Here is a 26,762-nt window from a genome sequence, read left to right as displayed (position 1 = left end):
TCCTCCTGGCGGGCGGTCCGCGCACGGTCCGCCGGTCGGGAAACGGCCGCTTCAGGGTACCCGGGGCGGTATGAGTCCAGACGTCGACCTGACCGTGCCCCTGCCGGGCAGCCGCCCCCTGCGCGAGCGGCTGCTCGCCCTCGACTCGCGGCTGTTCGGTTTCGCCGCCGCCCGGAACTGGCCGGCCGGCCGGCCGGTGCTGCCGCGGCTGAGCCGCGCCGCCGACCATGGGGTGCTGTGGTTCGCCACGGCCGCCGCGATGGCGGCGAGCCGCACCCCGCGGGCCCGGCGGGCCGCTGTGCGGGGCGTGGCGTCGCTGGCGCTGGCGTCCGTGACGATCAACACGCTCGGCAAGCGTTCCGTGCGCCGGCCGCGCCCGGCGCTGGATCCGGTGCCGGCGGTGCGGCAGCTGAAGCGGCAGCCGATCACCACCTCCTTCCCGTCGGGTCACGCGGCGTCGGCGGCGGCGTTCGCGGTGCGCGGGCTGGTGCCGACGCGGGCGCAGCTGGGGCCGCCGGCCCGGCCGCGCGCCGAGGTGCCGACGCTGCCGGACGGTGAGGGCCTGGTGCTGGTGGCGAACACGGCGGCGGGCAGCACGGAGCGGGTGCGGGCCCTGCGGGGTCTGCTGCCGGCGGCAGCGATCGTGGAGTGCGAGCCGGAGGAGGTCGCGGCGCAGCTGGAGCAGGCCGCGGCGCGGGCTCGGGTGCTGGGGGTGTGCGGGGGTGACGGCACGGTGAACTCCGCGGCGGAGGTCGCCCTGCGGCACGGGCTGCCGCTGGCGGTGCTGCCCGGCGGCACCCTGAATCATTTCGCGTACGACCTCGGGGTGGAGGGGGCCCGTGATCTGGCCGGTGCGCTGACGCGCGGGGAGGCCGTGCGGGTGGACGTGGGCCGGTTCGACGCGGGCGGGCGGCGGGGTGTCTTCCTCAACACGCTGAGCCTGGGCGTGTACCCGGAGCTGGTGCGGGTGCGGGAGCAGTGGTCGCCGCGGATCGGCGGCTGGCCCGCCGGGGTGCTCGCGGCGGCGCGGGTGCTGAACGCCGACCGGCATCCGCTGCGGGCCGAGGCCGGCGGCCGGCCGCATCCGCTGTGGCTGTTGTTCGCCGGGAACGGCATCTATCACCGGATGGGGCTGGCGCCGGGCAGGCGGACCGATCTGGCGGACGGGCTGCTCGATGTGCGGGTCGTGCACGGCGGGCGCCGGCCGGCGCTGCGGCTGCTGGCCGCGGCGGTCGCGGGGCCGATCACCCGGTCCCCCGTGCACGCCGCCGTGCGGGTTCCCGCGCTGCGGCTCGGCGGGGTCGCGCCGGGCACGCTCCTCGCCTACGACGGTGAGGTGGCCGAGGTGTCCGGGCGGGTGACGGTGGACAAGCTGCCGCAGGGGCTGACGGTGTACCGGCCGGCGCCGGCGGCTTGACGCGGTACACCGGGACGCCGGGAGGCATTCATGACGGAGTGTCACCTCACCTCTCCGAAACGGCACTTCACACCCGGACGGACGGGCGCCCAGGTAGTGTCCTGACGACACGCCAGACCACATCCCGGACGTCGTATCTCATCATCCGGCCGTCCGGCGTACGGTGGCGATGATCGCCCGTCGGCCGTATCCCCCGGCGGGGCCGGTACGAGGAAAAGGGGCACAGCCATGCCGAAGGCGCGGGAGACGGCCGTCTACACGCACGGGCACCACGAGTCGGTCCTGCGGTCGCACACCTGGCGCACCGCAGAGAACTCCGCCGCCTATCTGCTCGGCTCGCTCCGGCCCCGGCTGCGTGTCCTGGACGTCGGCTGCGGCCCCGGCACGATCACCGCAGACCTGGCCGCGCTGGTCCCCGAGGGGCGGGTCACCGGCGTGGACCGCGCCGAGGGGGTCCTGGACCGGGCCCGCGCCACGGCCCGCGAGCGCGGTCTGACGAACGTGGAGTTCGCCGTCGCCGATGTGCACGCCCTGGAGTACGGGGACGGCACCTTCGACGTCGTCCACGCCCACCAGGTGCTCCAGCACGTCGGCGACCCGGTCGGGGCGCTGCGCGAGATGGCGCGGGTGACGCGGCCCGGCGGCATCGTCGCCGCGCGTGACTCCGACTACGCGGCCATGACATGGTTCCCGCAGGTGCCGGGCCTGGACGCGTGGCTGGACCTGTACCGCCGGGTGGCCCGGGCCGGCGGGGGCGAGCCGGACGCCGGACGGCGGCTGAAGGCGTGGGCGCGGCAGGCGGGCCTGACCGAGGTCACCGCGACCTCCAGCACGTGGACGTACACCACGCCGGAGGAGCGCCGGTGGTGGAGCGACCTGTGGGCGGAGCGCACCGTGGCCTCCTCGTACGCCCGGCTTGCCGTGGACGGCGGGCACGCCACGGAGGAGCAGCTCGCGGAGATCGCCGAGGCGTGGCGGGAGTGGGGCCGGCAGGAGGACGGCTTCTTCGCCGTGCTGCACGGGGAGATCCTCTGCCGAAAGAATATGTGATCCCCCTGTTTTCCGAGGGCATTTCGGGAAACCCGGAGTGCAGGAGGTCAACAATGGTTCCCATTCTGCTGGTACTGCTTCTCGCGGTAATTCTTTTCGGCGTCGGTTTTGCGGTGAAGGCGCTGTGGTGGATCGCGCTCGCGGTTCTCGTCGTATGGCTGCTGGGATTCCTTTTCCGCAGCACTTCGGCGGCGGGTGGCGGACGGGCCCGCTGGTACCGGTGGTAGGCCGGCGGCCCTGACGGTGAGGTGACCCGGGCGGTCACGCCCCGGAATTCCGGGGGGTGACCGCCCAGGTCTTTTGTCGCCCTTCCGGCCCCCACGGGGGGCTTTGCCTCCCTCGGGCAGGACATCGCCCAGGGAGGCTGGGAGGTCACTCGCGCGGCAGCAGCGGTCCCAGCGGCCCGAGGTCCAGGTTGAGGTCCTCGGGCCGCAGCCCGTAGCGGTCGCGCAGCTCCGTCATGCGGTCCTCCAGCAGCATCAGCGTCAGCCCGATCCGCTCCTCCTGCTCCTCGGTGAGGCCGCCGGAGTCGAACCTGCGCAGCGCCTGCCGCTCCATGAGCTGCCGCAGCAGCTCCACGACGGTCAGGACGAGCTTGATCAGATCTCGTTCGACGGTGTCGGGCTCCAGGTCGAGCCGGTTGCGCGGGGTGGTCACGGGGATTCTCCGAACGGCGAGGGCACCTGGTCGTTGACGGAACTGATCAGGGCGTTGAGGTCGATGCGGACGAGGTCGACGTCCGCGATGCGCAGGGTGAGATCGCCGACGATGACGACACCGCCGGCGAGCAGCCGGTCCAGCAGGTCCACGAGGGCCACCTCGCGGCGTTCGACGGCGGTCACGTCCGCTCCTCCTCCACGAACGAGTACGCGGCCCACGGGCCGGTCAGCTCCACGCGCATGCCCGGCACGTCGTCGCCGCTCTCGTCCTTGGTGCGGTCGACCAGTTCCACGAATTCCTCGGAACGCGACCGCGGCACCAGATATGCCGCATTCAGCACATTGCGTCCGGAAGCTCCGGAGAGTGCGGCATTCTGCGGATTGTGCAGCCGGGAGTCCTCGGCGTGCGCGCACAGCGCGGCATGCAGCCGCCCGGCGTATTCCTCGGCCTGCTGCCACCTCGTCTCGTGGGCGCGGGCCCGGGTGCTGCGGCGGCGCAGATAGTCCCGGCCCGACGCCGGATGCGCGGATTTCTCCCCCTCCGCCGGTGTGCCGGGGTCCGGGGAGTCCTCGGCGTACACCTTCACACCCCATTCGACGCGGCCTTCGAGCCGGCCCAGAGTGCGCAGGAAGACCCGCTCGCGGGCCTCGATCATGGTGCGTACGCCGCTGTCGTCATGGAAGACGGTGCCCAGCCGCAGCGGCAGCGGTGTGGTCACGACGGTGAGCGCGTCGACCACGCCCTGGTGGGCGCGGGCGGTCGCGGTCAGCCAGTCCAGGTCCTCCAGATGGGCCCGGAGCGGTTCCTCCGCGAAATCCTCCGCCGGGACCTCGCTGAACACGGCGATCAGGCCGTGGTGGACCAGTTGCCGGGGCGGCGCCCCGGCCACCCCGGTCAGCTGCCGCTGGAGCGGGGCGGTGAAGGGGCGGCACACGGCGTAGACGTAGCGCAGTCCCGTCATCGGGCCTCCTCGTCGCTGATCTCCCGGCGGGCCCGGGGCCGGCCGACCTCGTCGGCGGCCTCCGGGTCCAGGGCCGCCAGCCGCTCACGCAGCTCGCGGTTCTCCCGGGCGAGCTGCTTGCGACGGGCCCGGGAGGACAGTTCGGGATCGTCCTCCCACCAGTCGATACCCATCTCCTTGGCCTTGTCGACCGAGGCGACGACAAGGCGGAGCTTGATGGTGAGCAGTTCGATGTCGAGCAGGTTGATCCGGATGTCGCCCGCTATGACGATCCCTTTGTCGAGCACACGTTCGAGAATGTCGGCAAGGTTGGCGCCACCGCCACTGCCGTACGGCTCGGGCAGCCGGCCGGAGACCGAGCGGGGCTGGGTCATCGCCGGCTCCCCCTGCCCGCGTACTCGTCGTCCTCGGCGTCCTCGGCGTAGTCGTCGTCCTCGTCGTCGTAGCCGTCCTCGGGCTCGTCGTCGTAACCGGCCTCGTCCTCGTCGTCCTCGGCGCCTTCCTCGTCCTCGTAGGCGTCCTCCGGTTCGTCCTCGTACTCGTCGTCCTCGAGGTCCTCGGAGTCCTCGGCCCGGGCCGGTCGCCCGCCGTCCTCGTCCTCCTCTACGGCCTCGTCGTCCTCGTATTCCTCGTCCTCGGCGTCCCGGGCGTCGTCGTGCGACTCGTCGGCGCCTTCGGCGTCCTCGCCGCCGTCCGAGTCCTCCGCCTGTTCCGCCTCCAGTGCCTCCTCGTGGTCGCGGACGACCTCACCGTCGCGGATCTCGCCGCGCCAGCCCTCGTCGGCCTCGCCCTTGAGCGTGATGAAGCGGGCGAAGTTCTTCAGGTCGAGCCGCGCCCTGCGGCCCTGGGCACGCCAGATGTTGCCGGTCTTCTCGAAGAACCCGGACGGGTAGTACTCGATCACCAGCAGCACACGCGTCAGGTTGTCCCCGAGACGATGGAAGGAGACCACACCCTTCGTGGTGCCCTTGGCGCCCTCCGACGTCCAGGAGATGCGGTCGTCGGGTATCTGCTCGGTGGTCGTCGCCTTCCAGCTTCGGCTGGACCACCACACCTTGGCCTGCCAGTCGGAGTGGGTGTCGTCGGCGCGGCTCGCGCTCTTGACGCCCTTCGCGAAGGTGCTGAAGTCCTGGTACCGCGTCCACTGGTCATAGGCCGTGCGCAGCGGCACACCGACGTCGATGTGCTCGATGATCACCGTCGGTTTGTTGCCGGCCTTGCCCTTGCCGCCCTTCTTGCCGCCGCCGAGGTTCTTCAGCGCCCCGGTCACGTTGTCCTTGGCCCGGGAGGCACCCAGCTCCAGCGCGCTGCGCAACGGGCCCTTGCCCTCGGCGAGTTTGCGGCCGCCGTCCAGAGCGAGCTTGGCGAAGCCGGGGCTCTTGCCCTCGGCGATGTCGTTGAGTTTCCCGGTGGACTCGCCGAGCTTGCGTCCGAGGCCCGTCAGCATCCGCAGGGCCTGCGCGGCGAGATACTCCTGCACCTCGGCCTTGAGCCGGTCGGCGGCCTCGCTGTGGGCGAGCCCCCCGAGCGGGCCGCCCGATACGGTGTCCTGCGCCGCGTCCACGGCGGACTCGGCCTTTCCTGCCGTCGCGGTCATCACTCCTCGCCTCCCTCGGCCGAGGCCGACCGGGCCCGCGAGGACTGCCGGGCGGCGGCCTTCCGGCCGGGGGCCGACTTCTTCGCGGCTGCGCCCGCACGGCCGGCGGTCTTCTTGGCGGGTGCCTTGCGGGCGGTCTTCTCGCCCGCCTTCGCGGCCTGCTTGCCGGCGGTCCCCCCGGCCGACTTCCCGGCGCTGCGGGCCGTCTTCTCGGCGGGAGCCCTGCGCACGGCCTTGCGGGCCCGTGCCCGCCCGGCGGTCTTCCCGCCGCCGGAGCGCTCCTCGCCGCCGTCCCCGCCCTCGTCGTCCCCGCCCTCGTCGCCCTCGGGCTCCTCCTCGTGGGCGTCCTCGAACTCCTCGTCCTCGGCGCGCTCGTCGTCGGGCTGCTCGTCGTCGTGGCCGCCGGTGAGTCCGGCGGCGCCGGTGAGCTGCTCGCGCACCTCGGAGGTACGGCCGTGCAGCCGGTCGGCGAGGGCGGTCATCTGCCGTTCGACCATCGCGCCGGAGGCGGCCTTGCCGACACCGCGCAGGTCCTCGCGCAGCTGGTCGCCGATCTCCTTGAACTGCGGATTGTCCCGGAGTTGCTTGCCGAGCAGGTCGGCGACGCCCGAGGGGGTCAGGTTGAGCTTCTTGCCGGCGACGAGGCCGCCGACCGCCAGCGCCATTTTCAGTTTCCTGGTTCGTCCCAGGAGATAGCCGGCGCCGATCGCCAGGCCCATTGCCGTTCGGTTCATCATGTCGTCCACTCGTCAGGGGCCGCGCTCGCGCGCGTCGCCGTCTCCAGCCGGTCGAGGAGTTCGTCCTCCTGCCGGTCGAACTCCTCCGGGGTGATCTCGCCCGCGTCCAACTGCTCCTCCAGGCGGGCCAGTTCGGCCCGGATCGCGGCGGGGTCGTAGTGGATGCGCTCGGCCTCGCGGACCAGCTCCCGCATCACCCAGGCGCTGCCGCGCACCGGGGCGAACGGCAGCAGCAGCACCTCTTTGATCAGGCCCACGGCGTCACCCCGCTCCCGCGTCGGCGTCGGCGCCGCCGGCCGTGGTGCCCGCGGGCTCGGCCGGTCCGGGCTCGACGAAGCTGTACGGCGGCAGGGGGCCGTTGACGCGGATCTCCAGGTGCGGCATGTCGGCGCGGGCCTGTTCGGCGGCGGCCAGGAACGACTCGGCCGCCTCCTGCTCCACCAGGAACGACACGTTGGCCAGCCAGCCCGTCGACTCCGGTCCCACGCTGACGGCCTCGGCGGCGGACTCCAGGGCCTGCTCCAGCGCGGCCCCGTCCTCGACCTCCCTGGCCTTCACCGCGGCGGCGACCATCTCGCCGAGGCGCAGCTTGTCCTCGTAACTTCCGCCGCCCGCTTTGCGGTTGGCCTCGGCGACCGCCCGCACGTCGGGGCTCTCGGCCATCACGCGGTGCAGGACGGCCTCTTCGACGTGGCTGGCCTTGACGTTGTACTCGACGCGGCCGTCGAGCGCGTCCAGCCGTTCCCGGTAGTGGTCGGTGCGTTCGCCGAGGACATCGGCGACGGTGTCGTCGTCGGGGGCGACGCTGCCGAACCGCATCGGCAGCACGCACCCTCCGGCGCCCGCCTCGGCGAGAACGGCCTGGTGGGCGAGAAGGTCGCGCCGCTTGGGGCGCAGCCCCTCGGGGGCGTCGCTGACGAGAGCGACGAGGTCACCCGCGGTCACCGAGCGGACCGGGCGGGGCGGCTCGCCCACGCCCGTGAGTCCGTCGGGAACGCCGGCGTGCGAGCGGGCGGTGATGCCGTAGACGTACGTGCTCACTCCTGCTCCTCCTGACGCTTGCGGCGGGCTGCGGTCTTGCGGGGGCGGGGACGTTCCTCGCCGCGGCTCTCGTCGCGCGCCTCCTTGAAGGCGTCCGAGATGGTCTCGGCGGCGCCCGAGAGAGCCCCCTTGGACTTGCCGCGCGCGCCGGACTCGGTGATGTCACCGACGATGTCGGGCAGGCCGGGGCTCTTGCGCGGGCCCGCTTCCAGGTCGAGGCGGTTGCACGCCTCGGCGAAGCGCAGATAGGTGTCGACGCTGGCCACGACGATCCGTATGTCGATCTTCAGGATCTCGATGCCGACCAGGGAAACCCGGACGAACGCGTCGATGACCAGCCCCCTGTCGAGGACGAGCTCCAGGACGTCGTAGAGGCCGCTGGAACCGCCCCCGCCGCCGCTCTGCTGTGCCGGGACTACGGTCATGGGACCGTGCCTCCTCAATGAGTAGAAGTGTGTGGGATCCGGGTTTCTCGGTGGGGTGCGCGCTTCCGCGGTGGTGTGCGCTGTCCGGACGGTGGTGCGGGCGGTGTCCCGGAGTCCGGGTGCGGACTGCCGTGTGCGCTGTCCGGGTCCGGACGGTGTCCGGCGGTGTGCCCTGTCCCGGTCCGGACGGTGTCCGGGCGGGGTGCGCGGCGCCGGTCCGCGCCGTGGGGCGGCGGACCGGGCGGCCCTTCGGGACGCCTCAGCGACCGCCCCGGCCCGAGTCGGCTCTCCCTCGTTCGTAGCGGCGCAGTCGCCGGTAGCCGGTGAGCCGGCCTTTCGGGTCGAGCTTCACCTCGTAGCCGGCCATGAGGCTCATCGTGTCGGGCACCCTGGTCAGTTCGAGCACCTCGATCTCCAGCGTCCAGCCGTTCTCCGTCTGCTCGAAGGAGGTAACCGACTCCGCGTCCGCCCCGGTCAGTTCGGCGAGTTGTGCGCGTGCCCGGCGCAGGATCTCCATCGGGCCGGGCCGGCCGTCCGTGGTGTGTTCCTCCGCTCTCTCCGGCTTTCTCCGTGAACGTTGCGAATGTGATGTGTCGTTTGTGTTCGTCATGGCCACCTCTGTGTCCGGGTGGCCGCTCGTTCCTTGGCCAAACCTTTGACGTGCTCCGGAGACGGCGAGCCGCCTCCGCTCCCCCGCCCGCCGCTCAGGGCACGATCGCTTCCTCCACGAGGAGCTTCGCTGCCGCGGCGATCGCCTCGGCGTCGATGCCGGCGGCGTGCAGCTGCTCCTCGGGGCTCGCCGAGCCGGGCATGGTGCGTACGGCGAGCCGGGCCAGCCGCGGCACGGGCCGGCCGTCGGCGAAGGCCTCAGCGACGGCGTCGCCGAGCCCGCCCTCCGGGTGGTGGTCCTCGACGGTGAGGAGGCAGTCCGTCGCCTCGGCGGCCCGGTGGAGGGTGTGCCGGTCGACGGGCTTGACCGAGTACAGGTCGATCACCCGGACGTCGATGCCGTCCGCGGCGAGCGTGTCGGCGGCGGCGAGCGCCTCGGGCACGGTCGCCCCGGCGGCGACGAGAGTGAGCCGGTCCCGCCCGGAGGCGCGCAGCACCTTGCTGCCGCCGACGGGGAACTCCTCCTCGGGGCCGTAGATCACGGGTGTCTTGCCGCGCAGGGTGCGCAGATAGCCGATGCCGTCCAGGCCGGCCATGGCGGCGACGAGGCGGGCGGTCTGGTTGGCGTCGCAGGGGTGCAACACGGTCGAGCCGTGCACGGCCCGCATCATCGCCAGGTCCTCCAGGCCCATCTGGCTGGGCCCGTCCTGCCCGATGGAGACCCCGGCGTGCGAGCCGACCAGGTTGATCCGCGCCCCGCTGACGGAGGCCATGCGGATGAAGTCGTACGCGCGGGTGAGGAAGGCCGCGAAGGTGGAGGCGTACGGCACCCGGCCGCGGGTGGCGATGCCGACGGCCGCGGCGATCATCTGCTGCTCGGCGATGTAGCACTCGAAGTAGCGGTCGGGGTGCTCCTTGGCGAAGTACTCGGCCCTGGTGGAGTCGCCGACCTCGCCGTCGAGGGCGACGACGTCCCCGCGTGCGGAGCCGAGCGCGGCGAGGGCGTGGCCGTAGGCGTCACGGGTGGCGATCTCCTCGCCGGTGGCCCAGGTGGGCAGGTCGACGGGGGCGGTGGACATCGAGTGCAGGGCGCGTACGGCGGGCGGCTCGTGCACCTCGACGCGCAAAGTGCGTTCGCCGCCGAGTTCCGCGACGGCGTCCTCGGCCTCGGGGAGGGGTTTGCCGTGCAGTCCCTCGCGGTCCTCGACGCTGTGGACGCCCTTGCCCTTCAGGGTGCGGGCGATGATCGCGGTGGGCTGTCCGACGGTGGACCGGGCTTCCGCGAAGGCGCGGTCGACGGCGTCCACGTCGTGGCCGTCGACCTCGACGGTGTGCCAGCCGAACGCCTGGAAGCGGCGGGCGTAGGCGTCCAGGTCGTGGCCGTGGCGGGTGGGCCCGCGCTGGCCGAGCCGGTTGACGTCGACGATCGCGGTGAGGTTGTCGAGGTGTTCGTGGGCCGCGTGTTCGGCGGCCTCCCAGACGGAGCCCTCGGCGAGTTCGCTGTCACCGGTGAGGACCCAGACGCGGTAGCCGGTGTGGTCGAGCCGTTTCCCGGAGAGGGCGATGCCGACACCGACCGGCAGGCCCTGCCCGAGCGAACCGGTGGCGGTCTCCACCCACGGCAGACGCTGCGGTGTGGGGTGTCCTTCGAGGCGGCTGCCCAGCTCGCGGAAGGTGAGCAGTTCCTCGTCGTCGATCGCGCCGGCCGCCTTGTACGCGGCGTACAGCAGCGGTGAGGCATGTCCCTTGGAGAGGACGAGGCGGTCGTTGCCGGGGTGTTCGGGGCGGTCGAAGTCGTAGCGGAGATGGTGGGCGAGGAGTACGGCCATCAGGTCGGCGGCGGACATCGACGACGTCGGGTGCCCGGAGCCGGCGGCTGCCGCGGCCCGGACGCTGTCCACGCGCAACTGCTGCCCCAGATCGGCGAGTTCACCGGTGTTCATGGGTTTCCTTCCTGGTCGTGGCGGGCCGTGGTCCGGCGGGCTGGTTGCGGGCGGGCTCACCGCCCGGTCGGTCGCGGGCGGGCTCGCCACCGGGCCGGCTGCGGGCCGGTTCACCGCCGGGCTGGTTGCGGGCCGGTTCGCCACCCGGCTGGTTGCGGGCCGGTTCGCCACCGGGCCGGCTGCGGGCCGGTTCGCCACCGGGCCGGCTGCGGGCCGGTTCGCCACCGGGCCGGCTGCGGGCCGGTTCGCCACCGGGCCGGCTGCGGGCCGGTTCGCCACCGGGCCGGTGGCGGGGGGTTTGACGGACGGCACGTTTGCCGGTGGGGGCGCTGTCGTGCTCCTGTCCGGTCGCCTCGGCGCGGGTCTCGTTCTGTGCGGCCTTCTCGGCCGAATCGGTCGGTCGCATGGGGTGTCTCCTTCAAAGCTGCGGGGCGGTCTCTGCCGGTGCCCGCGGGGCCGGCGTCGTCAGCCGCCGGCCGTGCGGCGGCGGAGCCCGGCGGCGAACACGGCGCCGACTCCCCCGGCCAGCAGCCCCGCCGCGACCCGGGTCCGGTTGCGGGACGCCCATTCCTGGGGGCTGTCGGCGGTGGACTCGTCGTCGAAGCGGCCGTGCGACCCGTGGTCGTGGCCGTGCGGCCCGTCGGCGGGCGTCCACAGGTTCCCGGCCGCCGTGAGATTCCCGGCGCCTGTGCCGTCCGGCTCGCCTGGCCCGCTGTGCGGGCGGGGCTCCTGCTGGGAGTCGTAGCCGGTGCGGGCCAGGTAGCGGTCGAGGATGCCGGGGACGACGGCATTGGCGAGGAGGGTGGCGGCGGTGGAGCCGCCCACCCAGTACTCGCGCCGCCGGCCGTGCCGCGCGGCGTGGACGATCGCGCGGGCCGCGACCTCCGGCTGGTAGACGGGGGCGACGGGCCGGGCCCGGCCGGGCATCCGGCTCAGCACCCAGTCGAACTGCGGGGTGTTCACGGCGGGCAGCTGCACCATCGTCGTACGGACCCTGCTGCCGTCGTGCAGGAGTTCGCAGCGCAGCGACTCGTTGAACCCCTGGATGGCGTGCTTGGCCCCGCAGTAGGCGCTCTGCAACGGCACACCTCGGTAGGCGAGCGCCGAGCCCACCTGTACGACGGTGCCGTGATCGCGGGGCAGCATGTGCCGCAGGGCGGCGCGGGTGCCGTTGACGTAGCCGAGGTACGTCACCTCGGTGACCCGGCGGAACTCGTCTGCGGTGATCTCGGTGAACGGGGCGAACGCCCCGGCGAACGCGTTGTTCACCCAGACGTCGATGCCGCCGAAGACCTCGGCCACCTGCTGCGCGGCGTCCTCGACGGCCTGGGCGTCGGCCATGTCGACGGGCACCACGAGGGCGTCGCCTCCGGCCCGCCGTACGTCGTCGGCGGCTGCGGCCAGTCCTTCCCGTCCTCGGGCCAGCAGGGCGACACAAGCGCCCCGGGCGGCGAACGCCACCGCGGTCGCGCGGCCCACGCCGCCGCTCGCGCCGGTGACCACGACGGTCCCGCTTCGCCGGGCCGGGCCTCGTCGGCGTGTCCGCTGCACGCCTATCACGCCCGGTACCACTGCGGCTCGGCGTCGGGCCGCTCCCCGGGCCCGGGCAGGCCACCCCAGGGCCCACCGGGTGCCGGGGTGCCGGGGCCCGTGGGTGCGGGCGTCGGCTCGTCGACGGGATGCTTGTCCGGATGCTCCGGATGGTCCATGCGTGCCATCGCGGCCGGGTACCCGGGGCGGCAGGGCCGTAACGCCGCGTGGCGGGCGGGCCGGGGCTCAGGCGGTACCGGGTGCGCCGGCCCCTGGGCGGTCCGGCCCGCGCTCAGTGCGGGTCGGTGTCTCCGGGCCCGGTGGGGTCGGGATGCGCCGTGACGCGGCGGTACGCGGCACGGGCCCGCGCCAGGCTGGCCAGTGACGTGCTCAGCAGTACGGCGGCGAACAGACAGCTGAGCCAGAGCCCGTCGCGATGTCCTGCCCAGGTGAGCGTGCCGGCGGGCGGGATCGCGAAGCCGTTGAGGAAGAGCCAGCACAGCACGGCCGTGCCCGGCGCCGCGGTGAACCGGGCACGCAGGCTCAGCAGCCCGGCCAGCAGCGACAGGACGGCGAGGGCGACCGAGGGCCGGTCCTGCCCGACGAGCGCGTTGACCAGTGCCACCAGCAGCAGTGCGCCGCCGGACGCCGCGGCCCACACCAGCGGCGTCGCCACGGGCTCGGGGACGGGCCGAGCGCCGGCTCTGACGGACACCCACTGGATCATGACCCCATTGTCCCTTCCTCGGCCCCGGTCCGGCGACCGCGCACGGCGGCGGCCCCTCCCGGGCGGTGGCGGGCGGAGGCGGCGACGGCCGGGGCCGGGACACTCGCTAGGGTGTCACCGAAGACCGGCCGAAGACACATCCGAATCAGACAGGGGGAAGCCGTGGGAGCGTCGCGTATGAGGAGTACGCCGTTGCCGGGGCTCGGGGTGCGGTACGACCTCACGACCAAGGAGCAGCGTCCCGTCTCCGTGGTCGCGCACCGGGACGGTTCGCGGACGCTGAGCGCCTACCGGAAGGAGGACCCGGACGCCTGCTCCCTCTCGGTGCGGCTGACCTCCCAGGAGGCGGAGGCGCTGATCGACGCGCTGATGCCGCGGCACCACAGCCCGAGTCTGCTGTCGACGACCGAGCTGGGGCTGGTGGCCGAGCGGATCGAGCTGACGGCGACGTCGTACTGGAACGGGCGTGTGCTGGGCGACACCCGGATGCGTACGGAGACCGGTGTCTCGATCGTGGCGGTGCTGCGGCGCGCCGAGGCGATTCCGTCGCCGGGGCCGGCTTTCCGGCTGGCCGGCGGGGACACGCTGATCGTGATCGGCACCCGTGAGGGTGTGGAGGCCGCCGCGGAGATCCTCGGGCGGGAGTGAGCGGCGGCGGCCGTGTGCCGGCGGACGTCCGCGCCGTACGAACGGACCGGGCGGGCCCCTGTGGGCCCGCCCTTGTCGTCGGTGTCGCGGTGCGCGGCGGACTCGCGCCGCGCGCGGCCCGGGTCGTCGCCCGTGCCGGCGTGGTCGCCCGTGCCGGCGTCGTCGCCCCTGCCGGGGTCGTCGCCCCTGCCGGGGTCTAGACGGTGGCGTGGGCCGACTCGGTCGGCTCGGAGTCGGTGGCCTTGCCGGCGTGGTCCGGCGTGGCGCCGCGGCGGGTGATGCGGCGGGCGAGCGGCTCGGTCCAGCGGGCGGTGAGCGGGCCGGCGATGACCAGCAGCAGCACGTACGCGGTGGCCAGGGGGCCGATGCGGGGCTCGACGCCGACGGCGAGCCCGGCGATCACGATGGAGAACTCGCCGCGTGCGACGAGGGTGCCGCCGGCCCGCCAGCGGCCCGCGCCCTGGATGCCGGCGCGGCGGGCGGCGAACCAGCCGGTGGCGACCTTCGTCAGGGCGGTGACGATGGCGAGGAGGAGGGCGGGGAGCAGGACCGGCGGGATGTCGGCGGGGTCGGTGGACAGGCCGAAGAAGACGAAGAAGACGGCGGCGAACAGGTCCCGCAGCGGGGTGAGGAGGTTGCTCGCGCCCTCGGCGACCTCACCGGACAGGGCGATGCCGACGAGGAAGGCGCCGACGGCGGCGGAGACCTGGAGTTCCTGGGCGAGGCCGGCGACGAGCAGGGTGAGGCCGAGGACGACCAGCAGCAGCATCTCGGCGTTGTCGGAGGAGACGGCGCGGCTGATGATGCGTCCGTGGCGCAGGGCGACGTAGAGGACACCACCGACCGTGCCGAGGGAGATCAGCAGGGTGACGGCACCGCCCGCGAGGCTGACGCCTGCGAGCAGGGCGGTGAGGATCGGCAGGTAGAGGGCCATGGCGAGGTCCTCGATGACGAGGACGCCGAGCACGACGGGGGTTTCGCGGTTGCCGAGCCTGCGCAGGTCGCCGAGGACCTTGGCGATGACGCCGGAGGAGGAGATCCAGGTGACGCCGGCGAGCGCGACGGCGGCCACCGGGCCCCAGCCGAGCAGCAGCGCGGCGACGGCTCCGGGTACGGCGTTGAAGAGGAAGTCGATCGCGCCGGACGGGTACTGCGTCTTGAGGTTGGTGACGAGTTCGGAGGCGCTGTATTCGAGGCCGAGCAGGAGCAGCAGGAGGATGACGCCGATCTCGGCGCCGGTCGCGGTGAACTCCTCGCTGGCCTGGAGGGGGAGGATGCCGCCGTGGCCGAAGGCGAGTCCGGCGAGGAGGTAGAGGGGTATGGGGGAGAAACCCACACGGCCGGCGAGGCGGCCCAGCAGGCCGAGGGCGAGGATGATGGCCCCGAGTTCGATGAGCATGGCGGTGGTGTTGTGCACGGGCGTCTCCTCCGGTTCTGTTCGGCGACGGCGTCAGTGCCTTCGTGGTGCGTGGTGCGCGCGGGCGCTGCCGGTGAGGTCGGGGTGCGGCCCGGCGCGGGAGGCCGCGCGATCAGGCCGGGCAGGCAGGACCGGTGGGGTTCGGACTACGGGTGTACCACCGGACACAGGCGGGTCGGGGTCCGACCGGGCGGCGGTGTGCGGTCGTTCGCGCACCACCATCAGTCTTCATCGGTCGGCGGATTCAGGCGCCGCGGACGGCGCGGTCGGGTTCAGGCACGCTGTCACGAGCGAGAGCGGGCACATCAACAGCCCGGATGACTCGATCCATGTCACGCCCCCCATCGCACCGAGACCAGAAACTCTGGGATACCGAAACCCCACGGAATGAGCTGACAGCCGCTCAATGGAGCGTCAAGGCCCGGTAAAGAAGCATACCGTACGACCATTACCGCATAGGGAGCAATCCGTTACAGAGCCGATTCGAGGGTGCGGCCGATCGAGCGATCTTGGCGCGATCAGTGCACCCGCCACGTATCTTCGCGCGTCATCGGTGGCTCATTCGGCGCGGGCGGCGGCGGCCCGCTCGGACTGCTCCAGCGCCGATCGCTGCCGCTGCCGCCGTGCCGGCCGGCCCCGGTCCGACGGGGGTTCCCGCACCGACACGGGCCGCCGTACCGACACGGGCTGCCGTGCCGACGGCGCCGGGTCCGGGGCCGGCTGCGCGTCCGGGTGCGGCTCCGGCTCCGGTTCCGGGGAGCCGTGCTCGCCGAGCCAGCGGGCGAGTCTGCCGCGCCGGCCGATGGCCCGCAGCCGGCGCTCCGCTGCTTCCCGCGTCCCCGGTGTCGTGATCAGCAGCAGCTCGTCGCCGACGCGCAGCGCGGTGTCACGGTCGGGCACGAGGGTGGTGCCGTCGCGCACGATCAGGGTGAGCACGACCGGGGGCGGAAGCCGCAGCTCGAACACGGCGACGCCGTGCAGCCGGGAGCCGGGCGGGACGGTGACGGTGAGCAGATCGGCGTCCAGGACGTCCAGGGGCGCCGTCTCGACCTGGACGTCACGCAGCGCACCCGGGCGGGTCAGGCCGAGCCACCGTGCGAGGGCGGGCAGGGTGGGCCCCTGGACGAGGGTGAACAGCACCACCAGCACGAACACGATGTCGAGGATCTTCCGGGCGTCGGCGACCCCCGCCACGACCGGGAACGTGGTCAGCACCACCGGCACCGCGCCGCGCAGCCCCGCCCAGGAGATGAACGCCTGCTGACGCCAGGGGACGCGGAACGGCAGCAGACAGAGCAGGACCGAGACGGGCCGGGCCGCCAGCAGCAGCACCAGGCCGACGGCCAGCGCCGGCAGGATCGCCGACGGCAGGTCGCTGGGATCGACCAGCAGGCCCAGCATCACGAACAGTCCGATCTGGGCGAGCCAGCCGACGCCCTCGGCGAAGGAGCGGGTGGCGGCGCGGTGCGGCAGCTTGGCGGCGCCCAGGACCAGACCGCACAGATAGGCGGCGATGATGCCGCTGGCGTTCGCGGCTCCGGCCGCGGCGAACGCGACGACGCCGAACCCCACGGTGGCCAGCGGGTACAGGCCGGTGGCGGGCAGCGCGATGTGCCGCAGCGCCGCCGCGCCCAGCCGGCCGACCAGCACACCGATCACGCCGCCGACGGCGAGCTGGTAGAGCAGTCCGCCCACCAGGGCGGCCGGGCCGGGCAGGTCGGCGGTCGCGGTGGAGAAGACCAGGACCAGGATGATCGTGGGGGCGTCGTTGAACCCGGACTCGGCCTCCACCAGGCCGGTCAGCCGCTGCGGCAGCGGCAGCGCGCGCAGCACGGCGAAGACGGCGGCGGCGTCCGTGGAGGAGACGATCGCGCCCAGCAGCAGCGCCGTGTGCCAGTCCATGCCCAGCAGCCAGTGCGCGCCGGCGGCCGTCACCACGACCGAGACCGCCACCCCCACGGTCGCCAGCACACCGGCCGGGGCCAGCAGCCGCCGGACATCGCTCCACCGGGTCGTCAGGCCGCCCTCGACGAGGATGACCGCGAGGGCGGCGGTGCCCAGCGCCTGGGCGAGCTGGGCGTCGTCGAACCGCAGACCGATCCCGTCCTCCCCGGCGACGACCCCGACCCCGAGGAACAGCAGCAGGCTGGGCAGGCCGACGCGGTGCGCGGCACGGGCGGCGGCGATGCTGGCCAGCAGCACCGTGCCGCCGACCAGCAGCGCCAGATACAGCTCGGACAGGGTCATCGGTGGGTCCTCCTGTCGTCCGCCGCCGGCCCGGCCGGTCACCGGGTCCCCGGGCGGCGGCGGGGCCGGCCGGATCAGGGCCCGGGCGGGCCTCGGTGTCCGCGCGTGCCGCGGTGCGGGTCGGCCGGGCCTCGGTGTGCGCGCGTGCCGCGGTGCGGGTCGGACAGTTCCGCAGCCGTGCCGGCGAGCACCAGGCCGGTGGCGATGAGCAGCCCGTGGGCCAGGGTGATGCCCGCGCCGAGCGCGGTCAGGGCGACGGCGAGGAGCAGCCAGGCGCCGGTACGCCGGTACTCGCGCGGCCGGCGGGGGCGGCCGGCGGCGAGGGCGTCGGCGAAACGGGGATCGTCGCGGTGCAGCCGGGACTCGATCTCGCCGAGTCGCCGGTCAGAGGGTTCGGCCATGGCGTCCTCCCCCGTCGTGCGCCGGGTGGGTCCGCCCGGGCGCGGGCCGGTTCTCGCCGCGGGGTGCGGCCGTGCGCGGTCGCTGCTGGGGCGGGCTGGGCGCATCGCAGCGGGGCTCCCTTCTCCCGGGCCGCCGCCCCGCGCCGCACGCCGGGCGTCCTGCCCGCCTCCGTCACGAGCGCAGCCGGTACGGCGGCGCGGCCGTCGGCAGCCGGGGGCCGGTGCGCGCCCCGGACGGTCAAGCCGCGGCCTGCGGTCACGGGGGCCGGGGGACGGTGGACTGCCTCCACCCTCACCCGCGCGCCGGGGCGCACGCCATGGGGTGCGGCACCCAACTTCGGCGAGGTACGACGTGTAGGCGGCGCCCCGACGCGCTCGCCGCCGGCGGTCCCGCGATGCCGTCCCGGTCGCGCACGGCCCTCCCCCGGTCACGTGCCGTCGGGGGGCGGGGAGGGTCAGCGGGGCGGGCGCATCTCGGTGGTGAGCGCCCAGCGTTCGTGGTCGCGCCAGGCGCCGTCGATGAAGAGCATCTGCGGCGAGTATCCCTCCAGACGGAAGCCGCAGGAACGGGCGAGGGCGATGGAGGCGGTGTTGCCGGGCTGCACATTGATCTCCAGCCGGTGCAGCCGCATCGGCCCGAACGCGTGCCCGATGACCAGTTCCAGGCCCTCCTTCATCAGCCCGCGCCCCGCGGCGTGCGCGAACGCGCCGTAGCCGAGGGCCCCGCTCAGGAAGGCACCGCCGACGATGTTGTTGATGTTGATGAAACCGGCGATCGAGCCGTCCTCCCGGTCGCACACCAGGAAACCCGCCTTCGTCGGGTCCTCGATCAGCCGGCCCGCGTACGCGGCATAGGAGCCGGCGGTGTCCGGCGGGAACAGCCACGGGTGGTGCAGGTCCTTGCTCTCCCTGACCCGTGCGACGAACTCGGCGCCGTCCTCGTACGTGAAGTGCCGTATGCCCACGCGAGGGCCTTCGGCGAGAAAGCGGGATGCGGTGTGCGGCATTCCGTCACCCTACGACGGGGCCGGGACGCCCGCGGCTCGTGCCGGTACGGCGACGTCACGCGTGGACTGCCCTGCGGGGGCGGTCACTTCCGCCGTCGCACGAAGTACGCGCCGCACAGCGCGCCGATGACCCCCGTGGCCAGCAGGGCCGTCCACAGCGGCACGGTGACCTCGGGGATCAGCAGGCGGATCTTCGTCTCCCGGGTGTTCTCGAAGATGAAGACGAGGGCGAGGACGGCGAGCACCAGGACACCGATCCGGGCCGGTGTCAGCGTCACGCCGCGCCGCGTCCCCCGTCCGGTGCCCTCGGAGGTCTTCGTACGCATACCCCCAGGGTCACCCCGGACCACCGGTCACGCACGGTGAGCCGGGGCGGGCGCACGCCGGTGCCGACGGGAGACGGCCGCCGGTCCGCCGTGCCCTGTCCGGCGCACGCGGTATGCGATATGCGGTATTCGATGTGCGGTATGCGGTATGCGGCATGCCGTGTGCGGTGGGCGTCGCGTCCCCCGGGTCAGCGCAGGGCCGGTTCGTCCAGGGTCAGGGTGCCCGCGTCGGCGTCGAGTTCGGCGGGCACGCCGAACGGGATCGTCAGCGCGCCCTCGCAGTGCCCGAACCCGAATTCCTCGGCGACCGGAACCCCGAGCCCGCCGAGCCGGTCGGCGAGCATCTCCCGCAGCCGCTCGTACGGATCGCAGCGGTCCCACGAGCCGAGCAGCACACCGTGCACGCCGTCGAGCCAGCCGGACCGCAGCAGCTGGGTCAGATACCGGTCGAGGCGGTACGTCTCCTCGCCCACGTCCTCCAGGCAGAGCAGCCCTCCGGCCGCGGACGGGCGGGCGTGCGGGGTGCCGAGTTCGGAGGCGAGCAGGCTGAGGCAGCCGCCGAGCAGCACGCCTCGGGCGCGTCCGCCGGTCAGGGGGCGCCCGCCGGAGCGGATCGTGCGGGTCGTCTCCGGCGCGAACAGGGTGGCCCTGAGGTGGTCCTGGGCGCGGGTGTTCTTGACGAAGTCGATGCCGGCGGCCATGGGTCCGTGCAGGGTGACCAGGCCGAGCCGGACGGCGAACGCCTCGTGCAGGGCGGTGATGTCGCTGAACCCGACGAACACCTTGGGCCCGGCCGCCCGCATCGCCTCCCAGTCCAGCAGGTCCGCCATGCGCTGCACGCCGTAGCCGCCGCGGGCGCACAGCACCGCGTCCACGGCCGGGTCGCACCAGGCGGCCTGGAGGTCGGCGGCGCGGTCGGCGTCCGCGCCGGCGAGATAGCCGAAGGGGTGCCGGTCGAGGACGTGCGGGGCGACGACCGGGTCGAGGTCCCAGCCGCGCAGCACGTCCAGCCCGGCCTGCAACCGCTCCTCCGGGACCGGTCCGCTGGGGGCGACGACGGCGACGCGGGCGCCTGGCGCGAGACGGGGCGGCCGGGTGAGGGCGGCGAGCGCGCTCACGGTTGCAGCTCCAGGTGCGGGACGCCGGGCGCGGCGAAGCCGAACACCTGGGCGTACAGGGAGAGTTCGGCTTCGAGGGCGCGGATCATGGTGTCGGCGCGGCGGAATCCGTGGCCCTCGCCCTCGAAGGAGATGTAGGCGTGCGGGACGCCGCGTCCGGCGATGCGGTCGAGGAGGCGTTCGGCCTGGGCGGGCGGGCAGATGACGTCGTCGAGGCCCTGGAGCAGCAGGAACGGCGCGGTGATGCGGTCGGCGTGCTCCACGGGTGAGCGTTCCGTGTACAGGTGGGGCACCTCGGTGAACGGGCCGACGAGGGACTCCAGGTAGTGGGACTCGAAGTCGTGGGTCTCTCCCGTCGCCCAGCCGGCCAGGTCGAGGACGGGGTAGATGATCGTTCCGCAGGCGTAGACGTCGGTGGCGGCGAGGGAGGCGGCGGTGGTCCAGCCGCCGGCGCTGCCGCCGCGGACGGCGAGCCGGTCGCGGTCGGCGGTGCCCTCCTCGGCGAGGGCGAGCGCGACGGCCGCGCAGTCCTCGACGTCGACGACGCCCCACTGTCCGCGCAGCCGGTTGCGGTAGGCGCGGCCGTAGCCGGTGGAGCCGCCGTAGTTCACCTCGGCGACGCCGATGCCGCGGGAGGTGAAGTAGGCGATCTCCAGGTCGAGCACGAGCGGGGAGCGCCCGGTGGGCCCGCCGTGCGCCCAGATCACGTAGGGCGCGGGCCGGTCGCCGGGGCCGGTGCACTGGGGGTGGTGCGGCGGGTACACGTGGGCGTGGATGTCCCGGCCGTCGGGTCCGGTGAAGGTGCGGACCTGCGGTTCGGGCAGGTAGGCGGGGTCGACGGCGTCGGTGTGGGGGGCGCCGACGACGCGTGCGTGGCCGGTGGCGGTGTCCAGTTCGACGACCTCGTAGGAGGTGCGGGGTCCGGCGGCGACGGAGACGACGCGGTCGCCGTGGACGGCGAGGGTGGGCGCGTACTCGGTCCACGGTCCGGCGGCGTCGACGACCTCGCCGGATTCGGGATCCAGTATCCCGAGGACGAGCGCACCGCGTCCGTGGAGGACGGCGACGAGCCCGTTGTCGAGGGGCGCGAACCAGCGGTGGCCGAGTTTCCACAGCGGTCCGCCGAACTCCTCCTCGCGGGTGCACAGCGGCCGGCCGTCGCGGTGCAGGTTCCACCAGCCGCCGCGGTCGCTCGTATACAGAAGACCGCCGTCCGGTGCCCAGTCGGCCTGGGCGATGGACTCCTCCGGGCCGCCGGCGACGGTCCGCGCGTCGTGCAGGGTGCCGTCGTCGTGGACGTCGGCGACGAGCAGTTCGGTGCCGTCCCACGGCATCCGCGGATGGTCCCAGGCGAGCCAGGCGGCGCGCCGCCCGTCCGGGGAGAGCCGGGGCCCGGTGACGAACCGGTGCCGGCCGTCGGTGAGTTCGCGTACGGCGGTACGGTCCTCGGCGGCGGACCCGTCCAGGGGTACGGCGGCCAGGACGCGCCGCACGTCGCCGGGGCTCTCGCCGGTGAACTCCTCCAGCACGCACCACACCTCGCCGCGCGTGGTGAGGATCTGCGGCTCGGCCCAGCGCAGTCCGCCGCCGACACCGGAGACGGGGGTGAGGGGCCGGGGTTCCTCGCCGGGGTGGAAGGCGTAGAGCCGCTGGTCGGCGAAGTGGACGAAGACGATCAGCGGGCGGCCGTCGACGACGGCGCCGCCCCAGGGCTGCCCGCCGTACTCGATGACGCGGGTGCGGACGTTCCACGGCGCGGGCAGCACCGCCTCCTCCCGCCCGTCGGCGTGCCGCCGCACGAGGGTGCGCCGGCCGGCCTCGGTGGGACGGGGTTCGGTCCACCAGGCCTCGTCGCCGACGAAGCCGACGTACTCGGGATGCCCGTCGTGGGCGGCGGCCAGGGCGGCGTCGATCGGCGACGGCCACGCGCCGTACGGCAGGGTCTGCACGTTCTCCCCCAACTCGCTCACACCGTCCGCAGGAAGCGGTCCAGCACGTTCACGCCGAAGTGCAGCGCCTCGACGGGGACGCGTTCGTCGACGCCGTGGAAGAGGGCCTGGTAGTCGAAGCCCTCGGGCAGCTTCAGCGGTGCGAAACCGTAGCCGGTGATGCCGAGCCGGGAGAACTGCTTGGCGTCGGTGCCGCCGGACATGCAGTACGGCACGACGTGGCCCTCGGGGGCGTACGCCTCGACGGCCGCCCGCATCGCGGCGAACGTCGGCGAGTCGACCGGCGCCTGGAGGGCGACCTCGTGGTGGTGGAACTCCCAGTCCACGTCCGGCCCGGTCAGCTCGTCGAGGGTGGCGCGGAACTCGTCCTCGTGGCCGGCGAGGAAGCGTCCGTCGACGTGGGCGACGGCCGCGCCGGGGATCACGTTGACCTTGTAGCCGGCGTCCAGCATGGTCGGGTTGGCGCTGTTGCGGACGGTGGCCTCGACCAGCTTGGCGGCCGGGCCGAGCTTCTCCAGCAGCCCGTCCACGTCGTCGAGGCCGGTGTCGATGCCGTACAGGGCGGCGAGTTCGGTGAGGGCGGCCCGCACGGTCGGGGTGAGGCGCAGCGGCCACTCGTGCTCGCCGATGCGGGTGACGGCGGCGGCGAGGCGGGTGACGGCGTTCTCCTTGTTCACCTTGGAGCCGTGGCCGGCGCGGCCACGCGCGGTGAGCCTGAGCCAGCCGGTGCCGCGCTCGCCCGCGGCGATGGGGTAGATGTGCCGGCCGGTGCCGTCGTGGAAGGTGAACGCGCCGGACTCGCTGATGCCTTCGGTGCAGCCCTCGAACAGGGCGGCGTGCTTGTCGGCGAGGAAGCCGGAGCCGTCCTCGGCGCTGTCCTCCTCGTCGGCGGTGAACGCGACGACGATGTCGCGGCGGGGCCGGTGGCCCTCGCGGGTCCAGGCGCGCACGACGGCGAGGATCATCGCGTCCATGTTCTTCATGTCGACGGCGCCGCGGCCCCAGACGACGCCGTCGCGGATCTCGCCGGAGAACGGGTGGACGGTCCAGTCGGCGGCTTCGGCGGGTACGACGTCGAGGTGGCCGTGGACGAGGAGGGCGTCGGCGGACGGGTCGGTGCCCTCGACGCGGGCGACGACGTTGGTGCGGCCCTTGGTGCGTTCCAGGAGCACCGGTTCGAGGCCGGCCCCGGCGAGTTGTTCGGCGGCGTACTCGGCGGCGAGCCTCTCCCGGCAGTCGCCGCCGCCCCGGTTGGTGGTGTCGATCCGGATCAGTTCGGAGGTGAACCGGACCACCTCGTCCAGCGCCCGCTGGTCAGCCATACTGCTCCTCCACCGCGGCCGAGGCGATCGTGGTGACCGCCTTGAACGTGCGGATGCCGTCGTACATGGTGTCGCTGGTGTACGCCACCTTGCGTTCCCCGATGCGGGCCACCCCGGGGACCACGGTCGCGGCCATGGCGAGGTGCTCGGCATCGAACTCGACGGCGACTGTATACGGTCCACCGTCGACGGGTGCACGGCGGACGGCGAGGGAGGCGGCCTCCTTCGCGGCGGCGCGGATGTCGGCGGCGGTGCGGGCGGGGGTGCGGCACACGGCGGCGTACCGGGAGACGTGGTCCTTCACGGCGACCTTGAGGGCCTCGGGGGCGTAGCCGAGGGCGTCCTCGCAGGCGAGGTCGTCTCCGGTGACGAGGACGACGGGGACGCCGTACTCGGCGACGACGTGTGCGTTGAGCAGGCCCTCGCTGGCGCGGACGTCGTTGAGCCAGACGCCGGTGATCTGGTTGGCGAGGTAGGTGTGGGCGAGGACGCCTTCCTGGCCGGCGCCGGCGTGGTAGCCGACGAAGGCGATGCCGTCGATGTCGCCGTGCTGGACGCCCTCGACCATGGAGAGGGCTTTGTGCCGGCCGGTGAGCATCTGCACCCGTGGGTCCAGTTCCTCCAGGAGGAGGTTGCGCATGGTCCAGTGGGCCTCGTTGACGAGGACCTCGTCGGCGCCGCCGTCGAAGAAGCCGAGTGCGGCCGCGTTGACGTCGGAGGTGAACAGGGCGCGGCAGCGTTCCCATTGCGGGGTGCCCGGCAGGACGTCGGCCGGCCAGGTCACCCCGGTGGCGCCCTCCATGTCGGCGCTGATGAGGATCTTCATGGGGCTCACGTTACGCACCGGGCGGCGGGGTGGGCCAGCACCGGCCCGTGCCCGCCGTCGGGCGGGGGCTGCTCCCGAACGGGCGCAGCCAGGCCGGCAGCCGACGGTATCCGGCTCCGGTGGCGGGGAACTCCCGATCGGCCAGGTGGCGGCCGAGGTGGTCGATCACCGCCGCGTGGTGGGTCTCGCCGTGAGTGTCCACGCCGCCTGTGACTTCCAGGGCCTGGTCCGTCCTGCTGGTCACTGCGTCCTCCCGCTGATCCCGGTGGGGCGGCACGCGCCGGCCGGGCGGGCGGACAAGACGGTGGCGGGGCTTCTGGACCAAGCTCTTGCAAGGTCACGGACGCCCGTCCGGTCGCGTGCGACGGCTCCTCCGCGCGGGCCGATCTGTCCCGTGAAGGACAGTCGGTCGGCGTCGGCCGGTCCGTGAGTCGGACCCGGCGGAGAAGCCACCACACTTCCTCACTGTCAGTCCTCGTGGCCGAGCTGGAGGTCGCGTTCGGTGCGGCCGCCGCCGGCGACCTGGAGGACGGTGGCGACGGGCGGGTAGCCGGCGGCGATGACGGTGTATTCGCCGGAGGACAGGTCGACGAAGCGGAAGGTGCCGTCGGGGCCGGTGGTGAGGGTGTCGACGACGTTGCCGGCGGCGTCGAGGAGGGTGACGCGGGCGTCCTCGACGGGGCGTCCGCCGCCGGCGCGGACGGTGCCGCGGAGCACGGCGCCGCCGGCGAGTTCGATGTCCTGGCGGGTCTCGCGGGCGGCCTGCACGCTGACGGGGAGGGCGGCGGGGCGGAAGGCGGGGGCGCTGGCGGCGAGGGTGTACTCGCCGGCGACGAGTTCGGTGATGACGTAGCCGCCCTCGCGGGAGCTGCGGGTGGCGGCGACGACCTCGCCGTGGACGTTGGTGAGGGTGACGGTGGCGTCGCGTACGGGGCTGCCGTCGGCGGTGAGGACGGTGCCGGCGAGGCGTCCGGCGCCGCCGAGGACGACGTCGAGTTCGACGGGGCGTTCGCCGACGGTGACGGAGACGGCCTGCGGCTGGTGGCCGCCGGCGGCGGCGATGAGGACGTACGACCCGGGGCCGGGCGTGGACAGCGCGTACCGTCCGTCGTCGCCGCTGGCGCCGCGTCCGACCTGCTGTCCGGCGACGTCGATGAGGGTGAGGGCGGCGCGGGGGACGACGGTGCCGTCGGGGTGCTGCACGGTGCCGCAGACGGGGATGCCGGAGGTGTGCGGGGAGCGGGCGTGCGGCAGCACGGCGCTCGTCCGCTCGGTCTCCGGGGCGGTGGCGGCGGTGGCGGTGTGGTGGGGCACCAGGGGTTTCTCCTTGAGGAAGAAGGCGATGAGCAGGCCGAGGGCGAGCACCGGCACCAGATAGAGGAAGATGCGCGGCATCGCGTCGGCGTAGGCGCGGATGTAGGCGTCGCGCAGTGGCTCGGGCAGGGCGTGGACGAGCTGCGGGGTGACGGACTGGGGGTCGGGCAGGTTGCCGCCGGCGGGGAGTTCGCGGTGCAGGGCGTCGGTGAGGCGGTGGGCGAAGAGGGTGCCGAAGGCGGCGGCGCCGACGCTGCCGCCGATCTGGCGGAAGTAGTTGCCGGCGCTGGTGGCGGTGCCGAGGTCGGCGGAGCGGACGCTGTTCTGCACGGCGAGGACGAGGACGGGCATGACGAGGCCGATGCCGGCGCCGAGGACGGCCATCCAGATGCTGTAGTGCAGGCGGGGGGTGTCGGTGTCCAGGTGGGAGAGCAGCCACATGCCGGCGGTGGAGAGGGCGCCGCCGAGGACGGGGTAGAGCTTGTAGCGGCCGGTGTGGCTGATGAGCTGGCCGGAGACGACGGAGGCGGCGACGATGCCGCCCATCATGGGCAGCATCAGCAGTCCGGACTCGGTGGCGGTGGCCCCGTCGGCCATCTGGAGGAAGGTGGGCAGATAGCCGGCGGCGCCGAAGAGGGCGACGCCGACGACGAGGCCGACGAGGCCGGTGACGTTGAAGACGGAGTCCTTGAACAGCCGCAGCGGGATGAGGGGTTCGCTCGCGTACCGTTCGGCGAGGAGGAACAGGCCGGTGGCGGCGACCGCTCCGGCGGCGAGGCCGAGGATGACGCGGGAGTGCCAGGCGTACTCGGTGCCGCCCCAGCTGGTCAGCAGGACCAGGCAGGTGGAGGCGGCGGTCAGCAGGAGGCAGCCGAGGACGTCGATCCGGGCGCGGACGGCGGGCCGGGGCAGTTTGAGGACGGCGGTGACGACGGCGAGGGTGAGCAGGCCGAAGGGGACGTTGATGTAGAAGCACCAGCGCCAGGAGAGGTGGTCGGTGAAGTACCCGCCGAGGAGGGGGCCCGCGACGGAGGCGAGGCCGAAGGCGGCGCCGATGAGGCCCATGTACCGGCCGCGCTGCCGGGGCGGCACGATGTCGGCGATGATCGCCTGTACGCCGATCATGAGTCCGCCGGCGCCGACGCCCTGGACGGCACGGCAGGCGATGAGCTGGTCCATGGTCTGGGCGCGGCCGGCGAGGGCGGAGCCGATGACGAAGACGACGATGGCGAACTGGAAGACGCCTTTGCGGCCGAGGAGGTCGCCGAGTTTGCCGTAGATCGGCAGGCCGACGGTGGAGGTGAGCAGGTAGGCGGTGATCGCCCAGGACATGTGGTCGAGGCCGTGCAGTTCGCCGACGATCTTCGGGAGCGCCGTGGCGACGATCATCTGTTCGAGGGCGGCGAGCAGCAGGGCGAGCATCAGCCCGAGGAAGACGAGCCGGACGCGGCGGGGGCCGAGCGGGGCCGGGGGTGCGGCCGGTGCCGGGG

General features: G+C 73.6%; 29 protein-coding genes and 1 pseudogene. 4 read left to right on the top strand and 26 right to left on the bottom strand.

Annotated features, from left to right (window positions below):
- The first annotated feature begins 70 nt into the window (after positions 1-70).
- From MTQ10_RS05145 to MTQ10_RS05135, 3 genes are all read left to right on the top strand, one after another.
- Entirely contained in the window at positions 71-1,417 is a 1,347-nt protein-coding gene (locus MTQ10_RS05145; RefSeq protein ID WP_247462697.1) for a bifunctional phosphatase PAP2/diacylglycerol kinase family protein, read from the top strand.
- A 228-nt stretch (positions 1,418-1,645) separates the two neighbouring features.
- Entirely contained in the window at positions 1,646-2,467 is an 822-nt protein-coding gene (locus tag MTQ10_RS05140) for a methyltransferase domain-containing protein (RefSeq protein ID WP_247462696.1), read from the top strand.
- A gap of 53 nt (positions 2,468-2,520) precedes the next feature.
- Positions 2,521-2,694, top strand: coding sequence for a hydrophobic protein (locus MTQ10_RS05135; RefSeq protein ID WP_247462694.1), 174 nt, complete (start codon positions 2,521-2,523; stop codon positions 2,692-2,694).
- Positions 2,695-2,839: 145 nt separating this feature from the next.
- Here MTQ10_RS05135 and MTQ10_RS05130 read toward each other — a convergent pair whose 3' ends face one another.
- The 15 genes from MTQ10_RS05130 to MTQ10_RS05060 form a co-directional block, all read right to left on the bottom strand.
- Entirely contained in the window at positions 2,840-3,124 is a 285-nt protein-coding gene (locus MTQ10_RS05130; RefSeq protein ID WP_308404538.1) for a gas vesicle protein K, read from the bottom strand.
- Positions 3,121-3,309 (bottom strand): gas vesicle protein, encoded by a 189-nt coding sequence (locus MTQ10_RS05125; RefSeq protein ID WP_247462692.1) that lies wholly within the window; start codon positions 3,307-3,309, stop codon positions 3,121-3,123. The genes MTQ10_RS05130 and MTQ10_RS05125 overlap by 4 nt, the downstream gene beginning before the upstream one ends.
- The gene (locus MTQ10_RS05120; RefSeq protein ID WP_247462690.1) at positions 3,306-4,088 is read right to left on the bottom strand and encodes a GvpL/GvpF family gas vesicle protein; all 783 of its coding nucleotides are present in this window, start codon (positions 4,086-4,088) and stop codon (positions 3,306-3,308) included. Before MTQ10_RS05120 ends, MTQ10_RS05125 begins: the two co-directional genes overlap by 4 nt.
- A complete protein-coding gene (locus MTQ10_RS05115; RefSeq protein ID WP_247462686.1) occupies positions 4,085-4,462 on the bottom strand; it encodes a gas vesicle protein in 378 nt (125 codons plus the stop codon). The genes MTQ10_RS05120 and MTQ10_RS05115 overlap by 4 nt, the downstream gene beginning before the upstream one ends.
- Entirely contained in the window at positions 4,459-5,685 is a 1,227-nt protein-coding gene (locus MTQ10_RS05110; RefSeq protein ID WP_247462684.1) for an SRPBCC family protein, read from the bottom strand. Before MTQ10_RS05110 ends, MTQ10_RS05115 begins: the two co-directional genes overlap by 4 nt.
- Positions 5,685-6,419 carry a hypothetical protein gene (locus MTQ10_RS05105; RefSeq protein WP_247462683.1) on the bottom strand — a complete coding sequence of 245 codons (735 nt, stop codon included), beginning with the start codon at positions 6,417-6,419 and terminating at the stop codon, positions 5,685-5,687. The genes MTQ10_RS05110 and MTQ10_RS05105 overlap by 1 nt, the downstream gene beginning before the upstream one ends.
- Entirely contained in the window at positions 6,419-6,679 is a 261-nt protein-coding gene (locus tag MTQ10_RS05100) for a gas vesicle protein GvpG (RefSeq protein WP_247462681.1), read from the bottom strand. The genes MTQ10_RS05105 and MTQ10_RS05100 overlap by 1 nt, the downstream gene beginning before the upstream one ends.
- Positions 6,680-6,683: 4 nt before the next feature.
- The gene (locus MTQ10_RS05095) at positions 6,684-7,463 is read right to left on the bottom strand and encodes a GvpL/GvpF family gas vesicle protein (protein WP_247462680.1); all 780 of its coding nucleotides are present in this window, start codon (positions 7,461-7,463) and stop codon (positions 6,684-6,686) included.
- Entirely contained in the window at positions 7,460-7,888 is a 429-nt protein-coding gene (locus MTQ10_RS05090; RefSeq protein WP_247462678.1) for a gas vesicle structural protein GvpA, read from the bottom strand. The genes MTQ10_RS05095 and MTQ10_RS05090 overlap by 4 nt, the downstream gene beginning before the upstream one ends.
- A gap of 259 nt (positions 7,889-8,147) precedes the next feature.
- Entirely contained in the window at positions 8,148-8,498 is a 351-nt protein-coding gene (locus tag MTQ10_RS05085; RefSeq protein ID WP_247462676.1) for a gas vesicle protein GvpO, read from the bottom strand.
- Between the two features lie 94 nt (positions 8,499-8,592).
- Positions 8,593-10,440, bottom strand: coding sequence for a transketolase (locus tag MTQ10_RS05080; RefSeq protein WP_247462673.1), 1,848 nt, complete (start codon positions 10,438-10,440; stop codon positions 8,593-8,595).
- On the bottom strand, positions 10,427-10,846 hold the full coding sequence (locus tag MTQ10_RS05075; protein ID WP_282611802.1) for a hypothetical protein: 420 nt from the start codon (positions 10,844-10,846) through the stop codon (positions 10,427-10,429). Before MTQ10_RS05075 ends, MTQ10_RS05080 begins: the two co-directional genes overlap by 14 nt.
- A gap of 59 nt (positions 10,847-10,905) precedes the next feature.
- Positions 10,906-11,991 carry an SDR family oxidoreductase gene (locus MTQ10_RS05070; protein WP_308404540.1) on the bottom strand — a complete coding sequence of 362 codons (1,086 nt, stop codon included), beginning with the start codon at positions 11,989-11,991 and terminating at the stop codon, positions 10,906-10,908.
- Between the two features lie 5 nt (positions 11,992-11,996).
- Entirely contained in the window at positions 11,997-12,158 is a 162-nt protein-coding gene (locus MTQ10_RS05065) for a hypothetical protein (RefSeq protein WP_247462669.1), read from the bottom strand.
- A gap of 104 nt (positions 12,159-12,262) precedes the next feature.
- Positions 12,263-12,697: a hypothetical protein gene (locus MTQ10_RS05060; RefSeq protein ID WP_247462667.1), complete on the bottom strand. Its 435-nt coding sequence runs from the start codon at positions 12,695-12,697 to the stop codon at positions 12,263-12,265.
- Between the two features lie 177 nt (positions 12,698-12,874).
- On the opposite strand from MTQ10_RS05060, the gene MTQ10_RS05055 reads away from it, so the two are divergent.
- Entirely contained in the window at positions 12,875-13,345 is a 471-nt protein-coding gene (locus MTQ10_RS05055; protein WP_247462665.1) for a TrkA C-terminal domain-containing protein, read from the top strand.
- Between the two features lie 196 nt (positions 13,346-13,541).
- On the opposite strand, the gene MTQ10_RS05050 is transcribed toward MTQ10_RS05055, so the two are convergent.
- The 11 genes and pseudogenes from MTQ10_RS05050 to MTQ10_RS05000 all read right to left on the bottom strand — a co-directional run.
- Complete coding sequence (locus MTQ10_RS05050) at positions 13,542-14,762, bottom strand: cation:proton antiporter (protein WP_247462663.1); 1,221 nt, start codon at positions 14,760-14,762, stop codon at positions 13,542-13,544.
- A 558-nt stretch (positions 14,763-15,320) separates the two neighbouring features.
- Complete coding sequence (locus MTQ10_RS05045) at positions 15,321-17,009, bottom strand: potassium/proton antiporter (RefSeq protein WP_247462661.1); 1,689 nt, start codon at positions 17,007-17,009, stop codon at positions 15,321-15,323.
- 74 nt (positions 17,010-17,083) lie between these two features.
- Positions 17,084-17,410: a DUF3040 domain-containing protein gene (locus MTQ10_RS05040; protein WP_247462658.1), complete on the bottom strand. Its 327-nt coding sequence runs from the start codon at positions 17,408-17,410 to the stop codon at positions 17,084-17,086.
- A 455-nt stretch (positions 17,411-17,865) separates the two neighbouring features.
- Positions 17,866-18,417 (bottom strand): GNAT family N-acetyltransferase, encoded by a 552-nt coding sequence (locus MTQ10_RS05035; protein ID WP_247462657.1) that lies wholly within the window; start codon positions 18,415-18,417, stop codon positions 17,866-17,868.
- Between the two features lie 83 nt (positions 18,418-18,500).
- The gene (locus MTQ10_RS05030; RefSeq protein ID WP_247462655.1) at positions 18,501-18,743 is read right to left on the bottom strand and encodes a DUF1049 domain-containing protein; all 243 of its coding nucleotides are present in this window, start codon (positions 18,741-18,743) and stop codon (positions 18,501-18,503) included.
- A 188-nt stretch (positions 18,744-18,931) separates the two neighbouring features.
- Positions 18,932-19,861 carry a S66 peptidase family protein gene (locus MTQ10_RS05025; RefSeq protein ID WP_247462653.1) on the bottom strand — a complete coding sequence of 310 codons (930 nt, stop codon included), beginning with the start codon at positions 19,859-19,861 and terminating at the stop codon, positions 18,932-18,934.
- On the bottom strand, positions 19,858-21,822 hold the full coding sequence (locus MTQ10_RS05020) for a prolyl oligopeptidase family serine peptidase (RefSeq protein ID WP_247462720.1): 1,965 nt from the start codon (positions 21,820-21,822) through the stop codon (positions 19,858-19,860). Before MTQ10_RS05020 ends, MTQ10_RS05025 begins: the two co-directional genes overlap by 4 nt.
- A gap of 5 nt (positions 21,823-21,827) precedes the next feature.
- Positions 21,828-23,132 carry a M20/M25/M40 family metallo-hydrolase gene (locus tag MTQ10_RS05015; RefSeq protein ID WP_247462651.1) on the bottom strand — a complete coding sequence of 435 codons (1,305 nt, stop codon included), beginning with the start codon at positions 23,130-23,132 and terminating at the stop codon, positions 21,828-21,830.
- On the bottom strand, positions 23,125-23,958 hold the full coding sequence (locus MTQ10_RS05010; protein ID WP_247462649.1) for a M55 family metallopeptidase: 834 nt from the start codon (positions 23,956-23,958) through the stop codon (positions 23,125-23,127). Before MTQ10_RS05010 ends, MTQ10_RS05015 begins: the two co-directional genes overlap by 8 nt.
- A gap of 70 nt (positions 23,959-24,028) precedes the next feature.
- Positions 24,029-24,202: pseudogene (locus MTQ10_RS31410) on the bottom strand (IS110 family transposase); the annotation flags it as partial.
- 224 nt (positions 24,203-24,426) lie between these two features.
- Positions 24,427-26,762, bottom strand: a 2,336-nt coding sequence (locus MTQ10_RS05000; protein WP_247462647.1) for an MFS transporter, incomplete at its 5' end; no start/stop codon positions are given.

This window comes from Streptomyces sp. XM83C (assembly GCF_023072675.1).
Classification (GTDB): Bacteria; Actinomycetota; Actinomycetes; order Streptomycetales; family Streptomycetaceae; genus Streptomyces; species Streptomyces thermocoprophilus.
This window is presented reverse-complemented; position numbering and strand designations above follow the sequence as displayed.

What these genes read in the sequence shown, in the direction of transcription:
- MTQ10_RS05145 (WP_247462697.1), top strand. Translation starts at nt 71, where the DNA reads ATGAGTCCAGACGTCGACCTGACCGTGCCCCTGCCGGGCAGCCGCCCC.
- MTQ10_RS05140 (WP_247462696.1), top strand. Translation starts at nt 1,646, where the DNA reads ATGCCGAAGGCGCGGGAGACGGCCGTCTACACGCACGGGCACCACGAG.
- MTQ10_RS05135 (WP_247462694.1), top strand. Translation starts at nt 2,521, where the DNA reads ATGGTTCCCATTCTGCTGGTACTGCTTCTCGCGGTAATTCTTTTCGGC.
- MTQ10_RS05120 (WP_247462690.1), bottom strand. Translation starts at nt 4,088, where the DNA reads ATGACGGGACTGCGCTACGTCTACGCCGTGTGCCGCCCCTTCACCGCC.
- MTQ10_RS05115 (WP_247462686.1), bottom strand. Translation starts at nt 4,462, where the DNA reads ATGACCCAGCCCCGCTCGGTCTCCGGCCGGCTGCCCGAGCCGTACGGC.
- MTQ10_RS05110 (WP_247462684.1), bottom strand. Translation starts at nt 5,685, where the DNA reads ATGACCGCGACGGCAGGAAAGGCCGAGTCCGCCGTGGACGCGGCGCAG.
- MTQ10_RS05105 (WP_247462683.1), bottom strand. Translation starts at nt 6,419, where the DNA reads ATGAACCGAACGGCAATGGGCCTGGCGATCGGCGCCGGCTATCTCCTG.
- MTQ10_RS05090 (WP_247462678.1), bottom strand. Translation starts at nt 7,888, where the DNA reads ATGACCGTAGTCCCGGCACAGCAGAGCGGCGGCGGGGGCGGTTCCAGC.
- MTQ10_RS05085 (WP_247462676.1), bottom strand. Translation starts at nt 8,498, where the DNA reads ATGACGAACACAAACGACACATCACATTCGCAACGTTCACGGAGAAAG.
- MTQ10_RS05080 (WP_247462673.1), bottom strand. Translation starts at nt 10,440, where the DNA reads ATGAACACCGGTGAACTCGCCGATCTGGGGCAGCAGTTGCGCGTGGAC.
- MTQ10_RS05075 (WP_282611802.1), bottom strand. Translation starts at nt 10,846, where the DNA reads ATGCGACCGACCGATTCGGCCGAGAAGGCCGCACAGAACGAGACCCGC.
- MTQ10_RS05065 (WP_247462669.1), bottom strand. Translation starts at nt 12,158, where the DNA reads ATGGCACGCATGGACCATCCGGAGCATCCGGACAAGCATCCCGTCGAC.
- MTQ10_RS05060 (WP_247462667.1), bottom strand. Translation starts at nt 12,697, where the DNA reads ATGATCCAGTGGGTGTCCGTCAGAGCCGGCGCTCGGCCCGTCCCCGAG.
- MTQ10_RS05055 (WP_247462665.1), top strand. Translation starts at nt 12,875, where the DNA reads ATGAGGAGTACGCCGTTGCCGGGGCTCGGGGTGCGGTACGACCTCACG.
- MTQ10_RS05045 (WP_247462661.1), bottom strand. Translation starts at nt 17,009, where the DNA reads ATGACCCTGTCCGAGCTGTATCTGGCGCTGCTGGTCGGCGGCACGGTG.
- MTQ10_RS05040 (WP_247462658.1), bottom strand. Translation starts at nt 17,410, where the DNA reads ATGGCCGAACCCTCTGACCGGCGACTCGGCGAGATCGAGTCCCGGCTG.
- MTQ10_RS05035 (WP_247462657.1), bottom strand. Translation starts at nt 18,417, where the DNA reads ATGCCGCACACCGCATCCCGCTTTCTCGCCGAAGGCCCTCGCGTGGGC.
- MTQ10_RS05030 (WP_247462655.1), bottom strand. Translation starts at nt 18,743, where the DNA reads ATGCGTACGAAGACCTCCGAGGGCACCGGACGGGGGACGCGGCGCGGC.
- MTQ10_RS05015 (WP_247462651.1), bottom strand. Translation starts at nt 23,132, where the DNA reads ATGGCTGACCAGCGGGCGCTGGACGAGGTGGTCCGGTTCACCTCCGAA.
- MTQ10_RS05010 (WP_247462649.1), bottom strand. Translation starts at nt 23,958, where the DNA reads ATGAAGATCCTCATCAGCGCCGACATGGAGGGCGCCACCGGGGTGACC.